Source organism: Stenotrophomonas sp. (assembly GCF_032103445.1).
GTDB lineage: Bacteria > Pseudomonadota > Gammaproteobacteria > Xanthomonadales > Xanthomonadaceae > Stenotrophomonas.
The window spans coordinates 1-19,944 of the sequence record NZ_DAMDFR010000081.1; the positions used below are offsets into that span (position 1 = coordinate 1).

15 protein-coding genes are annotated in these 19,944 nt (G+C 66.0%); 6 read left to right on the forward strand and 9 right to left on the reverse strand.

The genetic code is table 11. From position 1 onward, the window contains the following. Positions 1 to 499: 499 nt before the first annotated feature. The 3 genes from mqo to RT551_RS19075 all read right to left on the reverse strand — a co-directional run bounded on the left by mqo (position 500) and on the right by RT551_RS19075 (position 4,176). Complete coding sequence (gene mqo, locus RT551_RS19065; protein WP_313461400.1) at positions 500 to 2,200, reverse strand: malate dehydrogenase (quinone); 1,701 nt, start codon at positions 2,198 to 2,200, stop codon at positions 500 to 502. Positions 2,201 to 2,432: 232 nt separating this feature from the next. Beyond that, positions 2,433 to 3,017 (reverse strand): hypothetical protein, encoded by a 585-nt coding sequence (locus RT551_RS19070; protein ID WP_313461402.1) that lies wholly within the window; start codon positions 3,015 to 3,017, stop codon positions 2,433 to 2,435. Between the two features lie 253 nt (positions 3,018 to 3,270). Next, positions 3,271 to 4,176 carry a LysR family transcriptional regulator ArgP gene (locus RT551_RS19075; RefSeq protein WP_313461404.1) on the reverse strand — a complete coding sequence of 302 codons (906 nt, stop codon included), beginning with the start codon at positions 4,174 to 4,176 and terminating at the stop codon, positions 3,271 to 3,273. Positions 4,177 to 4,310: 134 nt separating this feature from the next. Here RT551_RS19075 and RT551_RS19080 point away from each other — a divergent pair, with 134 nt between their 5' ends. The 3 genes from RT551_RS19080 to RT551_RS19090 all read left to right on the forward strand — a co-directional run bounded on the left by RT551_RS19080 (position 4,311) and on the right by RT551_RS19090 (position 9,108). Next, complete coding sequence (locus tag RT551_RS19080; protein ID WP_313461405.1) at positions 4,311 to 4,946, forward strand: LysE family transporter; 636 nt, start codon at positions 4,311 to 4,313, stop codon at positions 4,944 to 4,946. 126 nt (positions 4,947 to 5,072) lie between these two features. Further along, entirely contained in the window at positions 5,073 to 7,046 is a 1,974-nt protein-coding gene (locus RT551_RS19085) for a prolyl oligopeptidase family serine peptidase (RefSeq protein WP_313461407.1), read from the forward strand. A gap of 85 nt (positions 7,047 to 7,131) precedes the next feature. Next, the gene (locus tag RT551_RS19090; protein ID WP_313461408.1) at positions 7,132 to 9,108 is read left to right on the forward strand and encodes a S9 family peptidase; all 1,977 of its coding nucleotides are present in this window, start codon (positions 7,132 to 7,134) and stop codon (positions 9,106 to 9,108) included. 22 nt (positions 9,109 to 9,130) lie between these two features. Here the strand turns inward: RT551_RS19090 and RT551_RS19095 are convergent, their stop codons facing one another. Next, entirely contained in the window at positions 9,131 to 10,888 is a 1,758-nt protein-coding gene (locus RT551_RS19095; protein WP_313461409.1) for an oligopeptide:H+ symporter, read from the reverse strand. A gap of 136 nt (positions 10,889 to 11,024) precedes the next feature. After that, positions 11,025 to 12,206 (reverse strand): heparan-alpha-glucosaminide N-acetyltransferase domain-containing protein, encoded by a 1,182-nt coding sequence (locus tag RT551_RS19100; protein WP_313461420.1) that lies wholly within the window; start codon positions 12,204 to 12,206, stop codon positions 11,025 to 11,027. Positions 12,207 to 12,378: 172 nt separating this feature from the next. Here RT551_RS19100 and RT551_RS19105 point away from each other — a divergent pair, with 172 nt between their 5' ends. From RT551_RS19105 to RT551_RS19115, 3 genes are all read left to right on the forward strand, one after another. Continuing rightward, complete coding sequence (locus tag RT551_RS19105; protein WP_313461411.1) at positions 12,379 to 14,346, forward strand: oligopeptide transporter, OPT family; 1,968 nt, start codon at positions 12,379 to 12,381, stop codon at positions 14,344 to 14,346. Positions 14,347 to 14,479: 133 nt separating this feature from the next. After that, positions 14,480 to 16,543 carry a S9 family peptidase gene (locus RT551_RS19110; protein WP_313461413.1) on the forward strand — a complete coding sequence of 688 codons (2,064 nt, stop codon included), beginning with the start codon at positions 14,480 to 14,482 and terminating at the stop codon, positions 16,541 to 16,543. Between the two features lie 70 nt (positions 16,544 to 16,613). Continuing rightward, positions 16,614 to 17,846, forward strand: a complete 1,233-nt coding sequence (locus tag RT551_RS19115) for a DUF819 family protein (protein WP_313461414.1) — start codon at positions 16,614 to 16,616, stop codon at positions 17,844 to 17,846. A gap of 51 nt (positions 17,847 to 17,897) precedes the next feature. Here RT551_RS19115 and RT551_RS19120 read toward each other — a convergent pair whose 3' ends face one another. From RT551_RS19120 to minC, 4 genes are all read right to left on the reverse strand, one after another. Further along, positions 17,898 to 18,383, reverse strand: a complete 486-nt coding sequence (locus RT551_RS19120) for a hypothetical protein (protein WP_313461416.1) — start codon at positions 18,381 to 18,383, stop codon at positions 17,898 to 17,900. A gap of 45 nt (positions 18,384 to 18,428) precedes the next feature. Next, the gene (minE, locus tag RT551_RS19125) at positions 18,429 to 18,686 is read right to left on the reverse strand and encodes a cell division topological specificity factor MinE (RefSeq protein WP_125362061.1); all 258 of its coding nucleotides are present in this window, start codon (positions 18,684 to 18,686) and stop codon (positions 18,429 to 18,431) included. 2 nt (positions 18,687 to 18,688) lie between these two features. Beyond that, entirely contained in the window at positions 18,689 to 19,498 is an 810-nt protein-coding gene (gene minD, locus RT551_RS19130; protein ID WP_125362060.1) for a septum site-determining protein MinD, read from the reverse strand. Between the two features lie 38 nt (positions 19,499 to 19,536). Then, positions 19,537 to 19,944 (reverse strand): septum site-determining protein MinC (minC, locus tag RT551_RS19135; protein ID WP_313461418.1); only part of this gene is annotated, 408 nt, incomplete at its 5' end.

Sequence of the window (19,944 nt, forward strand, 5' to 3'; positions counted from 1 at the left end):
TAGGCTCGTCAAAAACATCCATGTTTTTGACGGTCCCGCAAACCCACCCCGACACGCCCCAGACAGTTGGCCGGTGGCCAAGGAAGATCAAAACCCATCCGCACTGCCCCGGTGGAATCGGAAATGCTCTGGTGGGATCGGTCGACAGACGATCGCTGTGTAATCCCCAGCAATCGGTAATGCATGACAATGGATCGGGGCCGCCGTTGGTTTTGATCTTCGATGGCTACCGCCGCACTGTCGATGGCGGGTCGGGGTGGGCTGGAGGGGGTGTGAGCCGCATGGATGCGGCGATCAAGCCTACAGGGACGTACTTGCGGCGTCCCCCGGAACGCCCATCCCGACCCGCCAAAACACGGGAACCGATGACCACCGGCTTTTCGCCCAAATACAACAGCAGCCGGGCAAGGCCCGGCGATACGCAGCCCATCCACGCGCAAAAGAAAACCGGCTCCCCGAAGGAAGCCGGTTTCCAGAGATCCACATCAGGCGACCGCAATTACAGCGCCTGCATCTCTTCGTTCGCGTTGCGCTTTTCCTTCACCGGAGCCGCAGGAGCAACCGGAGCCGGCGGGGTCAGCATGACCGCCGCGCTGGTGTCCGCCGGCACTTCCAGGAACGGCAGGTTCAGTGCCGCGCTGGTCTGGCCGCGGATCTCGTTGGTCAGCGCCGCGCTGTCGTTGAGCTTGCGCCCGTAGGACGGCACGATCTCCTTCAGGCGCGCTTCCCAGCCGGCTGCCATCTGTTCCGGGAAGGCCTTCTTCAGCAGGTCCAGCATGATCGGCGGCGACGTCGAGGCACCCGGCGATGCGCCCAGCAGGGCCGCAATCGTGTGGTCCTTGTCGGTCACGATCTCGGTGCCGAACTGCAGCACCGAACCCTTCTCCGGGTCCTTCTTGATGATCTGCACGCGCTGGCCGGCGGTGACCAGTTCCCAGTCCTCGCGCTTGGCGGTCGGGAAGTACTTCACCAGTTCGGCCTGGCGGTCCGCATCTTCCAGACGGGCCTGGCCCATCAGGTACTTCACCAGGTCCAGATTTTCCAGACCCACGTCCAGCATGCCTGCCACGTTGTTGTGGTTCACCGACGAATACAGGTCGAACCACGAGCCGTGCTTCAGGAACTTCGTGCTGTACAGCGCGAACGGTCCGAACAGCACCACCGGCTTGCCGTCCAGCTTGCGCGCATCCAGGTGCGGCACCGACATCGGCGGCGAACCCGTTTCGGCCATGCCGTACGCCTTCACGCTGTGACGGCTGGCAATCGCCGGGTTCTTGAACGCCAGGAACTGGCCGCCGACCGGGAAGCCCGCGTAGTTCTTCGATTCCGGAATGCCCGACAACTGCAGCAGCTTCAGCGCCGCACCGCCCGCACCGATGAACACAAAGCGCGACTTCACCGTCGATTCCGTACCCGACTTCAGGTCGGCCACGGTCACGTTCCAGCTCTTGTCGTCGTTCTGACGCAGCGCGCGCACTTCATGCTCCAGATGCAGCTTGAAGTTCGGGCTGCGCTGCAGGCCGGTGGTGAGCTGGCGGGTGATCACGCCGAAGTTCACGTCCGTGCCCAGCGGCATCCAGGTCGCGGCCACCTTCTGGTTCGGGTCACGCCCTTCCATCAGCAGCGGGGCCCAGGCCTTGATCTGCGCCGGGTCTTCCGAGTACTGCATGCCGTAGAACAGCGGGTTCTTCGACAGCGCCTGCTGGCGCTTGTGCAGGTAGGCAATGTTGTCATCGCCCCAGACGAAGCTCATGTGCGGGGTCGGGTTGATGAAGTCGCTCGGCTGGCTCAGCCGGCCTTCCTTCACCTGGTGCGACCAGAACTGGCGCGAGACCTCGAACTGCTCGGCAATGCCGACCGCGCGCTTGGTCTCGATGCTGCCGTCCGGCAGTTCCGGGGTGTAGTTCAGTTCGGCGAAGGCCGAGTGGCCGGTGCCCGCGTTGTTCCAGCCGTCGCTGCTTTCCAGCGCCACGCCATTGAGGCGCTCATAGACCTGGATGTTCCAGTCCGGCTGCAGTTCCTGCAGGAACGTGGCAAGCGTGATGCTCATGATGCCGCCGCCGACCAGCACGACGTCGACCGGCTTGTCGTTTTCCGCCGCCGGGACCGAGCGCTGGTACAGGGGCCAGTACAGGAACACGGCCGCTGCCAGCAGCAACAGCACGAGCAGGCCGAGGACGACCTTGGCTAACTTTTTCATGGATATCTCTTAGGGGGAGATGGGAGGAGGATGACCACGCCCTGGGGAAGAAGCGTGAAGAAACAACCGTTTGGCGCATCCTGGGGACAATTTTAGCCCGAAACGGTACGGATTTGGTGCAACGCAGCATCGCGTGGCGCGGGCAGAGAAACCAGCCACGCAGAGCGTGGCTCTACGACCGGGCGACGTAGAGCCACGCCCTGCGTGGCTGCAGACCCGTCGAAGCCGCAGATCAATCGGCTGTCAGGCTGAAATACTCGACCAGGAAATAGCCGCATTGGTACAGCAGCGCCGCCGTCGCCAAGGCCACATGCACTCGTCGACTCCGACTGGCCATGCCCAGCGCCGCCACCGCCAGCATCAGCGCGGTGTGGATCGGGTAGGCCTCGCCCAGCATCACCCAGCGGCTGTGGCCCTTGATCGCGGTGTCGCCCAGGTCCAGCAGGGTCACCAGCGCCAACATCCCGAAGAACCCGCCCCGCCGTTGCAGCAGGTAATGCTCGTAACTGTCGTAATCGCGCAGGTCGTCCGGAAACAGCAGCACGCACAGCAGGTACCAGCTGGCGCAATAGGCCAGTACGAACAGGTACAGCCCGAAGGTCCAGCGGTGCACCTGGATCAGCCGGAACTCCCACCACCAGAAGGTCACCACCGAGATCAGCGCCCACAGCACCCAGGCGATATGCAGCCACGAGCAGCCCCGGCGCGCCGGGTTCTCGATGATCTGCGCCAGCCCGCGCAGCAGGGTGGTGATGCTCAGCCCCAGGATGATGCTCAATACCACCCGGATGTGCAGGTAGACCGGATCGCTGTCCATGCCGCGGATGCTGCGCGTGGGGAGGTGGGGACATTGTGTAGAGCCGGGCTTGCCCGGCTGAAACGCCGCCGCACCGCCCAGCCGGGCAAGCCCGGCTCTACAGGGCCATCGCCTCGTCCAGCCGGGCAAGCCCGGCTCTACAGGACCATCGCCGCGTCCAGCCGGGCAAGCCCGGCTCTACAGGACCGTCGCCGCCTCCAGCCGGGCAAGCCCGGCTCTACGGGTAGGTGCCGACCGTTGGTCGGCACGGCGCTCAACGCTTCTTCCGCACCAACCCGTTCGACGCGCCCAGCACCGCCCGGGTCAGCAGCGCCATGGTCTTTACGTCGCCCTTCCAGTGCTGCCAGTACAGCGGCACGTCTTCCCACGCGCGCTGCTTCATCAGCACCAGCCGGCCGGCCTCCAGGTGCCGTTTCACCAGCGGCAGGGGATTCATGGTCCAGCCCAGCCCGCCCAGGTTGGCCTGCACGAACGCGCGCGTCGACGGAATCCACCAGGTGGGCGCCGTCATCGGCAGCTCTTCGCCCGCAAGGCGGCGGGCAAATCGCGCCTGCATGTCGTCCTTGCGGTTGAACACCAGCACCGGGGCCTGGGCCAGCGACTGCGCGTTCACCCCTTTCGCGAAGTACTTCTCGTGGAAGGCCGGAGTGCAGGTGGCGGCGTAGCGGATGCTGCCCAGCGGATGGATCTGGCACCCTTGCACCGGCTCGTCCAGGGTGGTCACCGCGCCCAGCACCGCGCCCTGGCGCAGCAGCGCCACGGTGTGGTCCTGATCCTCCAGGCGCAGGTCCAGGGTGGTGCCGGTCTGCTCGGCAAAGCGCAGCGCGGCCTCGGTGAACCAGGTTTCCAGACTGTCGTGATTGACCGCCACGGGGATGCTGGCCTGCGGCAGGTCCTCGTCGGCGATGCCCATCCGGTGCAGTGCGTCATGTTCCAGCAGCGCGGTCTGCTCGGCCAGCTGCACCAGGACCTGGCCTTCCTCGGTGGCCACGGCCGGGGAGGAACGTTTGACCAGCAGCCGGCCAACCCGGTCCTCCAGCGCCTTGACCCGCTGCGAAATGGCCGACGCGGTTACGTTGAGCGACTGCGCGGCGCGCTCGAAACTGCCCTCGCGGATCACCGCTGCCAGGGCCCGCAGCTGGGCATGGTCGATCCGCATCGTCTTAAGTTCCGCTAAAGATGGTTTAGCAAGTTTAGCTCTACTTTTTCGTGTTGCGGCGCGACAATACGCGCCATCCGGTGCTGTACGCCTTGGCGAGGCACCACCCCCACAGCAAGACAGGCGGTATTTCGATGTTCTCCTTCATCTCCGGCGGCCCCGGTCTGGCCGCGTGGTTCAGTGGCGCAGCCGCCGGCATCGGCCTGTTCGCGGTGGTGGGCGCGCAGAGCGCCTTCATCCTGCGCCAGGGCATCCTGCGCAAGCACATCGTGCCGGTGGTGGCGACCTGTGCGGCCATCGATGCGATCTTCATCTTCGCCAGCGTGGCCGGGCTGAACACCCTGACCCGTGCGCTGCCGTGGCTGACCACCGTGGTGCTGTGGGGCGGCGTGACCTTCCTGGCGTGGTACGCCTGGCAGTCGGCGCGTCGCGCGCTGGCCGGCACCGGCGGTCTGCAGATGGACGACAGTGACAATACGTCGCGCCGTGCAGTGCTGACCGCTGCGGTAGGCTTCTCGCTGATCAATCCGCATTTCTGGCTGGACATGATGGTGATCGGCTCGATTGCCGACAACTTCGGCAACCAGCGCATGGCCTTCGCCGCCGGCGTGGTCACCGCCAGCTGCCTGTGGCTGACCGCCCAGGGCCTGGGGGCACGCCTGCTGGCCCCGCTGTTCACCAAGCCCAAGACCTGGCGCATCCTCGACGGCACCATCGCGGTGATCCTGTCGGTGCTGGCGCTCAGCCTCGCGTTCCGCGGCGTGCACTGATACCTCTCTCCATCAGGGCAGGCCATAAATGGCACCGTGCAAGCGGTGCCATTTTTCTTTTGTGCGGCCCGGTGTGGGTCTAGAATCGCCGTTCCGGACATGGGGTCCGGTCCCGGGGGGGAATGGATGCGCAAGACGATGATCGCCGTGCTGCTGGGCACGGTGTGCGGATGGTTGCCGGCGGGGGCCGGAGCGGTGGATCTGGAGCGTTTCCTCCGTGAGGAAAGCTTCAACGAAATGAAGCTGTCGCCGACCGGCGAGTATCTCGCCGCGACCGTGCCGATGGAGGACTCCACCGCGGTGGCGATCCTGCGCCGTAGCGACATGCAGCTGGTCGGTGCGTTCCGGCCGCAGAAGCACAACCACGCCGATACCTTCGAATGGGTCAGCGACCAGCGTCTGGTGATCGGGCTGGCCAAGAAGTTCGGTCGGCTCGATGCACCGCAGGCGACGGGAGAGCTGTACGGCATCAATGCCGATGGCAAGGACGGTGAACTGCTGGTGGGTTACCGCAAGGGCAGCATGGCGGCGGGCAACCACGCCGAAGCACGGCTGGCCTGGGGCATTGCCGCCGAACTGATGGAAGCGGCACCGGCCGGCGATGGCAGTGCGCTGATCGAAGTCAGCCTGTTTTCCGAGAAGGCGTCTTCCCAGGTCGAGCGGATGGATGTGGCCACCGGCAAGCGCACCCTGGTGATCCGTTCGCCGGTGCCGCGCGCGACCTTCCGCACCGACGCCCAGGGCGAGGTCCGTTTCGCGACAGGTTTCGCCGACGACCGGATAAGCCGTCTGTACTACCGCGACCCGGGGGCGGAATGGCGGCCCGTGCACGAGACCTCGCGCACCGGGCGGGCGCAGGTGCCGGTGGGATTCGGCGTCGACGGCCAGCCCTACCTGCTGGTGGAACAGGCGGACGGGCCTGACGCCATCGTGGCTTGGGACGCGAAGACCGACGCGCGCAGAACCGTGCTGCGCGATCCGGTGGTGGATCCGGGCCGGATCATCTATCAGCCGGGTACCCGTACGCCGGTCGGGGCGCTGTTCTTCGGCGATACCCCGCATACCCGCTTCTTCGACGAAGGGTCCAGTACGGCGCGGCTGTACCGCAGCCTCGAGGCGGCATTGAAGTCGCCGTTGTTCATTACCTCGAGCACCCGTGATGGCCAACTGGTGCTGGTGCGGACCTGGTCCGGGCAGAATCCGGGTGACTTCTATCTGTACGACACAGTCAAGAAGCATGCCTCCCTGCTGACCAGTCGCAGCCACTGGATCGACGCAGAGACCACCGCGCGCGTGCAGCCGGTGTCGCTCAAGGCCCGCGATGGCCTGGCCTTGCATGGATTCCTGACCGTGCCGCATGGCAGGGAAGCGAAGGGCCTGCCGCTGGTGGTGCTGCCGCACGGCGGGCCGTTCGGGGTGTTCGACGATGGCGGCTACGAGCGCGAGACGCAGATGCTCGCCGACGCCGGCTATGCGGTGCTGCAGATCAACTTCCGCGGCTCATCCAACTATGGCTTCGCACACACCGTGGCCGGCAAGCACCAGTGGGGCGGCACCATGCAGGACGACGTCACCGACGCCACCCGCTGGGCCATTGCGCAGGGCATCGCCGACCCCGCCCGCATCTGTCTTTACGGGGCTAGCTATGGTGCGTACGCCGCCATGATGGGGCCGATCCGCGAGCCCGGTCTGTACCAGTGCGCGGCCGGCTACGTCGGCGTGTATGACCCGGCCCTGATGTATGCCCGGGGTGATACCGGCGACAGCAAGACCGGTCGTGTGTATCTGCGCGAATGGGTGGGCGAGCAGAAGGATCTCGGGAGCCGCTCGGTCATCGCGCGGGCAGCCGACATCAAGGTGCCGGTGTTCCTGGCCGCCGGTGGCGAGGACGAACGCGCCCCGATCACCCATACCCGGCGGCTGGAGGCGGCACTGAAAAAGTCGGGTACGCCGGTGGAAGCGCTGTACTACAAGACCGAGGGGCACGGCTTCTACACGCCGGAGCACCGGCGCGAGTACTACACCCGCCTGCTGGCGTTCCTGGCGCAGACGCTGGGCGGGAAAACCGCCACGCCCGCCGGCACCGCCGCCTCGCCATAACCGACACGCGCACTGGTTCCGCCCGTGCGCATCTGCCTAGAATCGAATATTCCGGACAGGGCGTCCGGCTCAACAGGGGGGAAGGATGCGTTACTCGAACCTGGCGGCATGGGCCGCCGCGGCGCTGCTGTGTCTGCCGGTTGCCTCGGCGATGGCGGTGGACCTGGAGCAATACCTCAAGCGCGACACGTTCACTGATATCAAGCTCTCGCCCGGTGGCGACTACTACGCCGCCACGGTGCCGATGGAAGACCGCACCGCGCTGGCCATCCTCAGCCGCAGTACCGGCAAGGTGGTGGGCTCGTTCGTGCCGCCGCGCAACAACCACGCCAGCCATTTCAGCTGGGCCAACAACGAACGCGTGCTGATCGGCCTGGCCGAAAAGTTCGGTTCGCTGGACGAGCCGCGGCTGACCGGCGAACTGTATGCCATCAACGCCAATGGCGGGCGCGGTGAACTGCTGGTCGGCTACCGGGTGGAGAGCAAGGGCCCAGGCACCCGCATCCAGCCGAAGAAGGTCGAAGACGTTGCCGCGTTCCTGATCGACACGGTGCCGCAGGATGACCGCAACGTGCTGGTCTCCATCTGGCCGTTCAGCGAAGATCCGTTCACCCGTGTCGATCGACTGGAAATCAACAGCGGTCGGCGCGTCACGGTGGCGCGTTCGCCGGTGCGCAATGCGGATTTCGTCAGCGACGCACAGGGCCAGGTCCGGTTCGCGCACGGCTCCGGCGCGGACAACAACAACAAGCTCTACTACCGTGAGTCCAGCACCAGCAACTGGCTGCTGATCAACGATGAAGGGGCCAACAAACGCATCGAGCGCGCGCTGGGCTTCTCTGAGGACGGCAAGCAGGCTTACCTGCGGGTGGAGCAGGCGAACGGTCCCGATGCCATCGTCAGCTGGGATCCGGTCACCAACAAACGCGTGGAACTGCTGCGTGACCCGGTGGTCGACCCGGACCGTCTGATCTACCGCCCGGGTACGCGCATTCCGGTGGGCGCGCTGTACCTGGGCGACACGCCGCGCACGCGCTTCTTCGACGAAAAGTCGACCGAGGCGCGTCTGTACCGCAGCCTGGAAGCGGCCTTTGGCGGCGATGCGGTGTTCATTACCTCCAGCACCCGCGATGGCAGCCAGGTACTGGTGCAGGCGTGGTCCGGGCGCAATCCGGGTGATTTCTACATCTTCGACACCGCGGCCAAAAAGGCCGAACACCTGATCAGCCGCAGTGCGTGGATCGATCCGGAAAAGACCGCCAAGGTGCAGCCGTTTGCGTTCAAGGCACGCGATGGCATGCCGTTGCATGGCTACCTGACCACACCCGCCGGCAGCAGCGGCAAGCAACCCATGGTGGTGCTGCCGCACGGCGGGCCGTTCGGCGTGTTCGACGATGGCAGTTATGACATCGAAGCGCAGATGCTGGCCGCCGCTGGTTACGCGGTGCTGCAGCTGAACTTCCGGGGTTCGGGCAACTTCGGTCGCGCCTATCAGTCCGCCGGTGCGAAGCAGTGGGGGCGGACCATGCAGGACGACGTCACCGACGCCACCCGCTGGGCGATCGAGCAGGGCCACGCCGATGCGTCGCGCATCTGCATCTACGGGGCCAGTTACGGTGCTTACGCGGCGTTGATGGGCGCGGCCCGCGAGCCAGGTCTGTACAAGTGCGCAGCCGGTTATGTGGGCGTGTACGACCTGCCGATGATGTTCACCAGTGGTGACATCCAGCGCAGCGGGTCGGGCGAAACCTACCTGAGGGAATGGTTGGGCAATCCGACGCAGCTGGGCGAGGTGTCACCGGTCAATCTGGCCGCCAACATCAAGGTGCCGGTGTTCCTGGCCGCCGGTGGTGAAGATCAGCGCGCCCCGGAACAGCACACCAAGCGCATGGAAGCGGCACTGAAAAAGGCCGGCGTGCCGGTGGAGTCGCTGTACTATTCGACCGAAGGCCACGGCTTCTACACCGACCCGCACCGCCGCGAGTACTACAGCAAGCTGCTGGCGTTCCTGTCGCGCAGCCTGGGTGGGCAGACCGCGACCGCAGCCCCGGCGCAGCCGTAACAAATGGTCACGGGGTGCGGCGTTACCGCACCCCGTGCATCATCCGGCGCAGCAGCGGTGCGCTCAGCAGCGCCACCACCGCGCAGCCCAGCCCGATCCACATCAGCAGCCAGAACAGGTGTTCATAGCTGGCGGCGGCGCTGGCGATGTTCAGCGTTTCGCCGTCCGGCACTTCAATCGCGGCCAGCTTGCCGAACAGCGCGGCGAGCGTTTCCGAGAACGCCGTGGCCAGGAACCAGGTTCCCATCATCAGGCTCACCACGCGCGGAGCTGCCAGCTGGGTGACCGCCGACAGGCCCACCGGCGACAGGCACATCTCGCCGATTTCCAGCACCAGGTACGCGAGCACCAGCCACCACACGCTGGCCATCTGCCCGGTCGCGCCGACCTGCTGGGCTGCCAGAGCCAGTGGAATGAATGACAGCGCGGCGAACACCAGCCCATACGCCGACTTCAACGGCTTGGAGGGATCCAGCCGACGCCGGTCCAGCCATGCCCACAGCGCGGCGAACAGCGGAGCCAGCACCACCAGGAACAGGCCGCCCAGGTAGGTCAGCGAACCGGCGGTCTGCGGAATCACCAGGCAGTCGCGGATCAGCATGACCAGCATCAGCGCGACGATCGCGATGAATACCGTACGTGGAGCTGACGAACCCGGATTGCGCTCGGACAGACGCGCAGCCACCACGAAGCCCAGCGGTGCCAGCAGCAGCGAGGCAATCGACCACGGCAGCGGCGTGCCGCCCTGGATCACCAGCGCGGGTACCAGGTCCTTGGTCAACATGCGGTCAGTGAAGGTCACCCACGAGCCATAGGTCTGCTCGTACAGGGTGAAGAACACCAGCGCCATGAAGATCAGCGCCATCAGCGCGATCATCTGCTGGCGCTGCACCGGCGTGCAGCGGGTGCCGGTGAACCAGGCAAACCACAGCAGCACCGCGCCCAGCACCACGATCATCAGCATCAACGCCAGGCTGATTTCACCGCCCAGCGCGAATGCGCCATTGGCCGCCGCCCACATCAGTGCCGCGACCGGCACCACGCCCAGCACCGCCGCGCCGTAGATCAGCCATTCGCGCGGCAGCCCGAACACGCGCTGGCGCAACCCAGCTGCGTCGCTGGGCTCGGCATGACCCTGCAGGTACTTCTGGCCCCACAGGAACATCAGCAGCCCCACCACCATGCCGATGCCGGCCGCGCCGAAACCGTACTTCCAGCCATAGGCCTCGCCCAGGAACCCGCAGACCAGCGAGGCGAACAGCGCGCCCAGATTGATGCCGGCGTAGAAGAGAGAGAAACCGGAGTCGCGGCGCGGATCGTTCTCTGGATACAGCTTGCCGACGATGGTGGAGATGTTGGGCTTGAGGAATCCCACGCCCATGATGATCAGCGCCAGCGACAGGTAGGTCACGCCCAGCGCCGTGGTGTCGCGTACCACCTCGCCGTTGACCCGGGTCGCCGCGTGGCCTTCAAACGCCATGCCCAGGTGCCCCAGCACCAGCAGCACGCCGCCGAACACCACCGCCTTGCGCATGCCCAGCCAGCGGTCGGCCAGCAGCCCGCCGAACACCGGAATGCAGTACACCAGTCCGCCGTAGGCCCCGAGCAGGTCCAGCCCGGCCTTGTCGCCGAACAGGTGGTACTTGGTCAGATACAACAGCAGCAGCGCCTTCATGCCGTAGAAGGAGAAGCGCTCCCACATTTCGGTGAAGAAGCAGACGTAGACGCCCTTGGGATGGCCGAGGAAGTCGTCGGAGGCGGGCAGGGCAGTGGCGGTCATCAGGTCAGAGGCGGCAGATCAGGGCGCGATTATGACCGTTCGGCGTCCGCGCGACTTTGCAGCATCGGTAGCGCCGGCCGTTGGCCGGCTCACGCACCGCCTGGGCCGGCCAACGGCCGGCGCTACCGGGCGGGCGTCAGAGGTATCTGAGCCAGACCAGGTCCTTCCTCCGCGCCTTCAACCGCGCAAACGCCCGCGTCGGCCAGTACAGCGCCACCGCAAGCACCGCCGTGATCGCCCACAGCTGCCAGACCTGATCCACCCCGAAATACGTGCCGTGATTCGTTCCCCACACCGCCACGGCCGCCACATACAGCAGCTTCAGCACATACAGATGCACCAGATAGAAGAACATCGGAGCCGCCCCGATGTCGGCCAGCGGAGCCAGCCGCCGGGCCACGGCCGGGTGCTCGTAAAGCCGCAGCAGCAACAGCCCGAGCCCCAGGGTCAGCAGCAGGAACAGCAACGACGGCGGGTACTTGGTGACGTTGAAGAAACTCATGACCGTCATGCCGGAATCGGCGAACCGCTGCCACGGGCTGTCGCCGTAGACGTTCAGCGCGCGCAGCAGCGCGAAGCCGAGCAGCGCGCCGCCACCGGCCCACAGCAGGCGGCGCTGGCGCACCCCTGCGTCGCCGCCGCGCATGAACCAGGGCCCGATCACATAGCCCAGGGCGATCACCCCGAACCACGGCAGCACCGGGTAGGACGTGCGCAGTCGCAGCGCCTCGCCGACCTCGATCCAGTCGCGCTGGTGCAGCACTTTCCACAGCACTGCCCAGGCTCCGTTGCCGTCAACGTGGACGCCATCGAGCAGGTTGTGGCCGGCAATCAGACCGATGGCAACCACCGCCAGCGCCGCGCGCGGCAGCCACAACAGGCCGGCCAGCACCACCATGCTGAGCCCGATGGCCCAGATCACCTGCAGGTAGATCACGCTGGGCGGGAACTGACCGGTCCAGGCGAAGTTGACCACCACCAGTTCCAGCGCGATCAGGAACAGGCCGCGCTTGAGCAGGAACGCCGACGCGGCGCGGCGCGGATCCTGCTGGCCGCTGCCGTACAGCCAGGCCGACAGACCGGTCAGCAGCACGAACACGGGGGCGCACAGATGGGCCAGCAGACGACTGGCGAACAAGGCCGGTTCCACCGCGTCCACCGGCATCGGGTCGGGCACCTGGTGGTGCAGGTAGAACGTCTCGCGCACGTGGTCCAGCAGCATCAGCACGATCACCGTGCCGCGCAGCTGGTCGATGGAGGTCAGGCGGGGGGTGGGGGACAAGGTGAGGCCTGGTACGGGCGCGATAGAATATAACATCACGAATTGTGTCGTCCGTTCGGGTTCCCCGGTAGCGCCGGCCGTTGGCCGGCCCAAGCGGTCCGTGGGCCGGCCAACGGCCGGCGCTACCGCCGCGACCCCTGCGGTGTCGCTGGACTTCACGGGACATGAACGCTAGCTTGGGCCAGATTTTTTCCCTACAGGGGCTTTCATGAATCACGACGCTGCGCCCAAGCAGCTCACTGTCCGTGCGGTGGCCCTGGCCATTGTCCTGGCCGTGGTGCTGTCGGCTGCCAACGCCTACCTCGGTCTGTTCGCGGGCCTGACCATCGCCACCGCCATTCCGGCGGCCGTTATTTCCATGGGCGTGCTGCGCCTGCTGGGCGGTGGCTCGATCCTGGAAAACAACATCGTCCAGACCGGTGCCTCGGCCGGCTCGTCGATTGCCGCCGGCGTCATCTTCACCATCCCCGCGCTGGTGATCATGGGCTACTGGCCGGACTTCAAGTACTGGTGGGTGCTGGGCATTGCCGGCCTGGGTGGCCTGCTGGGCGTGCTGTTCTCGGTGCCGCTGCGCCGCTCGATGATCGTCGAAGACCCGCTGCCGTTCCCGGAAGGCAAGGCCGCGGCCGAAGTGCTGAAGGCCGGTGAGAATCCCGGCCCGGGCCTGAAGATCCTGGGCCTCTCGGCGGTCATCGGTGCCGTGGTCAAGGTCGCCGCCGCCAGCGGCATGCGCCTGATTCCGGATGCCTGGGCCACCTCGGCGTACGTGGGCAGCTCCAAGGTCACCGCCTTCATCGGCACCAACCTGTCGCCGGCGCTGCTGGGCGTGGGTTACATCGTCGGCCTGAACGTCGGCATCGTGGTGGTGTCCGGTTCGATCCTGACCTGGCACATCGCCATTCCGCTGTACCAGGCGTTCTTCCTCAATTCCGACCCGGCCCTGGCCGCGTCGATCGCCACCGCCTCGTCCACCGATGCCGCCTTCGCGCTGTGGAGCGCCAAGATGCGCTACCTCGGCGTGGGCGCGATGCTGATCGGCGGCATCTGGACCCTGATCTCGCTGCGCAAGTCGCTGCTCAGCGGCGTCAAGAGCGGTTTTGCCGCCGCGCGCAAGAGTGGTGGCCCGGTGCTGGCGCACACCGAACGCGACCTGCCGATGAAGTGGATGCTGGTGGCGCTGGTCGCCTTCGTGCTGCCGCTGCTGGCCCTGTACCAGGCCATCGTCGGCCAGTGGCACGTCTCGATCCCGATGACCATCATCATGATCGTGGCCGGCTTCCTGTTCGTGTCGGTGTCGGCCTACCTGGCCGGCCTGATCGGCTCGTCCAACAACCCGGTGTCGGGCATCACCATCTCCACCATCCTGTTCGCTTCGGCGGTGCTGGTGGTGCTGCTGGGGGCCGATGGCCTGAAGCCGGTTGGCACTGGCGGCGCGCCGCTGGGTGCGGTGGCCGCGATCATGATCGGCGCGGTGGTCTGCTGCGCCGCCGCGGTCGGCGGTGACAATCTGCAGGACCTCAAGGCCGGCTACATCGTCGGTGCCACCCCGTGGAAGCAGCAGCTGATGCTGGGCATCGGTGCGTTCTCGTGCGCGCTGATCATGGCCCCGGTGCTGAACCTGCTGGCCACTGCCTACGGCATCGGTGCGCCGACTCCGGAACACCCCAACGCGCTGGCGGCACCGCAGGCCAACCTGATGGCATCGGTGGCCCGTGGTCTGTTCGGCGGCAAGCTGCCGTGGGACTTCATCGCCATCGGTGCGGTGATCGGTGCGGTCATCATCGCCTTTGACAGCTGGCTCAAGGCCCGTGGCTCGCGCTTCCGCGTGCCGGTGCTGGCCGCGGCCATCGGTATCTACCTGCCGCTGGAACTGATGGTGCCGATCTTCCTCGGCGGCCTGATTTCCTACCTGGTGGAGCGCTTCCACAAGGTGCGGGCTGACGACGAGGAAGGCCGCGACCGCGTGCACAAGCCGGGCGTGCTGTTCGCCGCCGGCCTGATCACCGGCGAGGCCCTGATGGGTATCGCGATTGCGATTCCGATCGTGGCCAGTGGCCGCGCCGACGTACTGGCGGTGCCGTTCAGCCTGCCGGCCGCGCAGTGGATCGGCCTGGCCGTGCTGTTCCTGGTGGGGTGGTTGATCTACCGCACCGGCAAGCGTGCGACCAACGTCTGATTCCCGACCCGGATGAGACCGGCAAACCCCGCCCCGGCGGGGTTTGCCATTTCAGGGCACATGACGAGTGGCCTTTGCTTCACGGGGATGACAGGCCCTACCATCGGCGTTTTGCCGTTGTGCGGAGAACCCGATGAAGCTTCGTTACGCCCTGCTGCCGTTGAGCCTGTTGACCGCGCTGCCGGTCGCTGCCGCCACCCGCGGCCTGGATGTGCGCGACATGGTTGCCCTGGACCGCGTGTCCGCCCCGCTGCTGACCGCCGATGGCGGCAACGTGGTGTTTGCCAAGCGCGTGATGGGCGCGGACAGCAAGGCCAGCACCGGCTTGTTCATCCGCAACCTGCGCACCCGTGATGCCGCGCCGCCGAAGCCGCTGACCCCGGCCGGCTGGAACGTGAATTCTGCCGCGCTGTCGGCCGATGGCCAGAGCGTGTACTTCCTCAGCGCCAGGAACGGCAGCCAGCAGCTGTACGTGATGCCGCTGGGCGGCGGCACGCCGCGCCAGCTGACCGACTTCCCGGTGGACGTGGACAGCTATCAGCTGTCGCCGAACGGCGACCGCGTCGCCTTCAGCGCCGGCGTATTCCAGGACTGCGGTTCCGACCTGGCGTGCACCGAGAAAAAGCTGGCCGCGCACAAGGCGCGCAAGAACACCGGTGAGGTGTTCGACAGCATGTTCGTGCGCCATTGGGACACCTGGAATGACGGCCGCCGCAACACCCTGTTCGTGGCTCCGCTGCCCACCGGCAATGGCGCTGCGGTCAAGGGCGCTTCGGCGATCAGCGCTACCTTGGCCGGCGATGCACCGTCCAAGCCGTTCGGCGGCAATGACGACTACACCTGGGCCCCGGACGGCAAGAGCCTGGTCGCCAGCATCCGCGTGCAGGGCCCGAAGGAACCGTGGTCGACCAACTTCGACCTGTACCGCCTGGATGCCGAGGGCAAGCAGGCACCGGTCAACCTGACCGCCGCCAACCCGGCCTGGGATGCCGGCCCGGTGTTCAGCGCCGACGGCAACACCCTGTACTACCGCGCGATGAAGCGACCGGGCTTCGAGGCCGACCGCTTCGGCGTCATCGCCCTGGACCTGGCCTCGGGCAAGACCCGCGAGATCGCCCCGCAGTGGGACCGTTCGGCCGGCGAAATCGTGCTGTCCGCCGATGGCAACAGCTTCTACACCGCGGCCGATGACCTGGGCGAACACCGCCTGTTCAACATCGACATCGCCACCGGCAAGGCCACCGTCGTCGCCGAAGGCGGCAGCATCGGCTCGCCGGTGATCGCTGGCAACACCCTGGCCTACACGAAGAACAGCCTGAAGAGCGGTGACCAGATCGTGGTCGCCCAGGCCGACGGCAGCACCCCGCGCGAAATCACCCCCAGCGCCAGCCAGATGCTGCCGGACGTGGCCTTTGGCGATTACGAGCAGTTCCAGTTCAAGGGCTGGAACAACGAAACCGTGCACGGCTACGTGGTGAAGCCGTACAACTACCAGGAAGGCAAGACCTATCCGGTGGCGTTCCTGATCCATGGCGGCCCGCAGGGCAGCTTCGGCAATGGCTGGAGCTACCGCTGGAATCCGCAGACCTATGCGGGCCAGGGCTACACCGTGGTGATGATCGACTTCCATGGCTCCACCGGTTATGGCCAGGCCTTCACCGACGCGATCAGCCAGCACTGGGGTGACCGTCCGCTCGAAGACCTGCAGAAGGGCTGGGCCGCCGCGCAGAAGCAGTACCCGTTCCTCAACGGTGACAAGGCCTGTGCGCTGGGTGCCAGCTACGGCGGCTTCATGGTCAACTGGATTGCCGGCAACTGGAACGAGCCGTGGAAGTGCCTGGTCAACCATGACGGCGTGTTCGACCAGCGCATGATGGGCTACGCCACCGAAGAACTGTGGTTCACCGAGTGGGAGCAGGGTGGCACGCCGTATGAAAAGGCAGCCAACTACGAGAAGTTCAACCCGGTCAACCATGTGGCCAACTGGAAGAAGCCGATCCTGATCGTGCACGGCCAGCTCGATTTCCGCATTCCGGTCGAGCAGGGCCTGGCCGCGTTCACCGCGGCGCAGCGCCAGGGCATCGAGTCGAAGTTCCTGTACTTCCCGGACGAGAACCACTGGGTTCTGAAGCCGCAGAACAGCGTGCAGTGGCACGACACGGTGAACGGCTGGTTGAAGCAGCACATCGGCCAGTGATGTAGAAAGCGCCGCCCAAGGGCGGCGCTTTTGTATTGGTATCGCGCAATCCATCCCGAGACGCACCTGCATGCCCCTGATCCAGAACGATATCGTTGTCTTCGGCCTGATCGCCGCCACGTTAGGCCTGGTGTTCTGGACCGCCGCGCGCCCCGCCGGCTTATGGAAGCGCTTCTACACCTTCGTGCCCGCATTGCTGCTGTGCTACCTGTTACCGGGCATCTACAACACCGTCGGCCTGATCGACGGCAACAACACCAAGCTGTACAACCCGGTCGCGCGCGACATCCTGCTGCCTGCCGCGCTGGTGCTGCTCACACTCGCCGTGGACATCAAAGGCATTCTGAAGCTTGGCCCCAAGCTGATCGTGATGTATCTGGGCGCGTCGATCAGCATCATGATCGGCGCGGTGGTCGCCTTCCTGGTGATGCGCTGGATTCATCCGGTCACCGTTGCCGGCGATACCTGGGCGGGCATGGCGGCGCTGGCCGGCAGCTGGATCGGGGGCGGGGCCAACATGCTGGCGATGCGCGAGGTATTCGACGTCAACGCGACCACTTTCGGCCAGTTCGCGGTGATCGACGTCGGCGTGGGCTACGTGTGGATGGCGGTGCTGATCTTCCTGGCCGGGCGCGCGCCGCAGATTGATGCGATCACCCGCGCAGACACCTCTGGCATCGATCAGCTCAAGCAACGCATCGAGAAATTCCAGGCCGAGCACGAGCGCGTGGCCAGCCTGACCGACCTGATGCTGATCGTGGCGGTGGCGTTCGGCACCGTGGGTCTGTCGCATGCGATTGCCGGTCCGGTCTCGGCGTGGTTCAAGGGCCACGTGGCGTGGGCCTCGCAGTTCAGCCTGGATGCGCCGTTCGTGTGGGTGGTGGTGATCTCCACCACCTGCGGGCTGGCGCTCAGCTTCACCCGCGCGCGCACGCTGGAAGGCGCGGGGGCTTCGAAGCTGGGGTCGCTGCTGCTGTACTTCCTGATCGCCTGCATCGGCATGCAGATGGACCTGATGGCCTTGCTGCAGCGGCCGTGGCTGTTCGCGCTGGGCCTGATCTGGATCCTGGTGCACATCGCCTTGCTGCTGGCGTTGGCCCTGGCCCTGCGCGTGCCGTTCTTCTATTTCACCATTGGATCGCAGTCGAACATCGGCGGGCCAGCATCGGCACCGGTGGTGGCAGCGGCGTTCCATCCGTCGCTGGCCCCGGTGGGCGTGCTGCTGGGCACGATGGGGTACGCGACCGGCACGTACCTGGCCTACATCGTCGGGATTACGTTGCGGGCCTTGGCCGGCGCATAGCACCGGGTGGCACCCCACCGTTGGTGGGGTGACGTCGCATCGCGACGCGCTTTACGCGGGCAACAACCCGCGTTCGATCAACCACGCCTTGGCGTCTTCGGCATCCTGCTCGAACCACGCGCGGGTAGAACCCAACCGATACGTGTACCCCCAAGCATCCATGTCGGCCATCAACCGGTCGCTGCCGACGCCGGGCAACTGCCCGGCCAGCACGATCTGCAGATAACAGGTGGCGTCTTCTTCCGGCACAGAATCGGTGGCGTCGGTATGCACCAGCGCGCGCCGTTCCGGCGGCAGCACGATCAGGTGGCAGGCTTCGTGCAGCATCGAGTGCACCGGCGTGTCGTCGCGCACATACACGTCGCTGCCGATGATGCCGGCTTCCGGCTCGCCCCAGTAACTGCCGGGAATCACCGCGCCATCGTCCACGCGATGCAGGCGCAGGTCATGCGCGGCCAACAGGCGCGCCGCGTCATCAAAACGGATCTCGCCCACGCGGGTGACGCAGGGTTCGGCTTCAGCGGCGGCGGTGTTCATGCGGGTTCTTCAATCGCCCCTCTCCGAAGAGAGGGGCAGGGCAGGTTACGACTGCGGGCCGTCAGGCAGCGCCACGGAGATGTCGAGCACGTCGTGCTCGCCGTCCTTGACCAGGTCCACCTTCACTGCGTCGGCGTCGATGTTGACGTACTTCTTGATCACTTCCAGCAGCTCACGCTGCAGCAGCGGCAGGTAGTCCGGGCCACCACGGTGGCTGCGTTCCTGCGCGATGATGATCTGCAGGCGGTTCTTGGCCGTTTCGGCAGTGGTCTTCTTCGTCTTGAGGAAATCGAACAGGCCCATGCTTATCCTCCGAACAGCTTGCTGAAGAAGCCCTTCTTGTCGACGGTGGTGAAGCGCATCGGGCGCTCCTCGCCCAGAATGCGGGCCACGGCGTCGCCGTAGGCCTGGCCGGCCAGCGACTGCTGGTCCAGGATCACCGGCTCGCCCTTGTTGGAGGCGTTGAGCACATCGCCGGATTCGGGAATCACGCCGATGGCCTTCAGGCCCAGCACTTCTTCCACGTCGGTGATGCTGAGCATTTCACCGGTTTCCACGCGCGCCGGGCTGTAACGGGTCAGCAGCAGGAAGGCCGGCACGTTCTGGCCACCTTCGGCCTTGTGGGTCTTCGAATCCAGCAGACCAATGATGCGGTCGGAGTCGCGCACCGACGACACTTCCGGGTTCACCACGACCACGGCGCGGTCGGCGAAGTACATCGCCAGGAACGCACCCTTTTCGATGCCGGCCGGGGAATCGCAGATGATGAAGTCGAAGCCGTCGGCGGCCAGGTCCTTCAGCACCTTGCCCACGCCTTCCTGGGTCAGCGCGTCCTTGTCGCGGGTCTGCGAGGCAGCCAGCACGTACAGGTTCTCAAAGCGCTTGTCCTTGATCAGGGCCTGCTTGAGGGTGGCTTCGCCGTGCACGACGTTGACGAAGTCGTACACCACGCGGCGCTCGCAGCCCATGATCAGGTCCAGGTTGCGCAGGCCGACGTCGAAGTCGATCACCGCCACCTTCTTGCCCTTGGACGCCAGGCCGCAGGCAAGGCTTGCGCTGGTGGTGGTCTTGCCGACGCCGCCCTTGCCGGAGGTGACTACGATGATTTCAGCCAAAGCACTTCTCCTGATTCTTTATTATTGATGTGGCTGGATCAGTCCAGCGCAGCAATTTTGATCTGGTCGTTTTCCAGCCACACCTGGACGGCTTTGCCGCGCAGGTTGTCCGGGACATCGTCCAGTACCTTGTAATGGCCGGCAATGGCGACCAGTTCAGCGTGGAAATCACGGCAGAAAATGCGCGCCGTGGTGTTGCCCTGGGCACCTGCCAGGGCACGGCCCCGCAGCGTACCGTAGATATGGATGCTGCCGTCGGCAATAACCTCCGCGCCGGCACCCACCGTGGCCATCACGGTCAGGTCGCAGTTTTCCGCGTACAGCTGCTGCCCGGAGCGCACATTGGTGGTCTGCATGCGACCCGGCTGCGGCGCATTGGCGGCTTCCGCCGGTGCGGCGGGCGCACGGGCAGGACGTGCCGGCTCAGCCGCCGGGGCAGGGGCCGG

What these genes read in the sequence shown, in the direction of transcription:
- RT551_RS19070 (WP_313461402.1), bottom strand. Translation starts at nt 3,017, where the DNA reads ATGGACAGCGATCCGGTCTACCTGCACATCCGGGTGGTATTGAGCATC.
- RT551_RS19105 (WP_313461411.1), top strand. Translation starts at nt 12,379, where the DNA reads ATGAATCACGACGCTGCGCCCAAGCAGCTCACTGTCCGTGCGGTGGCC.
- RT551_RS19080 (WP_313461405.1), top strand. Translation starts at nt 4,311, where the DNA reads ATGTTCTCCTTCATCTCCGGCGGCCCCGGTCTGGCCGCGTGGTTCAGT.
- RT551_RS19095 (WP_313461409.1), bottom strand. Translation starts at nt 10,888, where the DNA reads ATGACCGCCACTGCCCTGCCCGCCTCCGACGACTTCCTCGGCCATCCC.
- RT551_RS19110 (WP_313461413.1), top strand. Translation starts at nt 14,480, where the DNA reads ATGAAGCTTCGTTACGCCCTGCTGCCGTTGAGCCTGTTGACCGCGCTG.
- RT551_RS19100 (WP_313461420.1), bottom strand. Translation starts at nt 12,206, where the DNA reads ATGTTATATTCTATCGCGCCCGTACCAGGCCTCACCTTGTCCCCCACC.
- RT551_RS19085 (WP_313461407.1), top strand. Translation starts at nt 5,073, where the DNA reads ATGCGCAAGACGATGATCGCCGTGCTGCTGGGCACGGTGTGCGGATGG.
- mqo (WP_313461400.1), bottom strand. Translation starts at nt 2,200, where the DNA reads ATGAAAAAGTTAGCCAAGGTCGTCCTCGGCCTGCTCGTGCTGTTGCTG.
- RT551_RS19120 (WP_313461416.1), bottom strand. Translation starts at nt 18,383, where the DNA reads ATGAACACCGCCGCCGCTGAAGCCGAACCCTGCGTCACCCGCGTGGGC.
- RT551_RS19075 (WP_313461404.1), bottom strand. Translation starts at nt 4,176, where the DNA reads ATGCGGATCGACCATGCCCAGCTGCGGGCCCTGGCAGCGGTGATCCGC.
- RT551_RS19090 (WP_313461408.1), top strand. Translation starts at nt 7,132, where the DNA reads ATGCGTTACTCGAACCTGGCGGCATGGGCCGCCGCGGCGCTGCTGTGT.
- RT551_RS19115 (WP_313461414.1), top strand. Translation starts at nt 16,614, where the DNA reads ATGCCCCTGATCCAGAACGATATCGTTGTCTTCGGCCTGATCGCCGCC.
- minE (WP_125362061.1), bottom strand. Translation starts at nt 18,686, where the DNA reads ATGGGCCTGTTCGATTTCCTCAAGACGAAGAAGACCACTGCCGAAACG.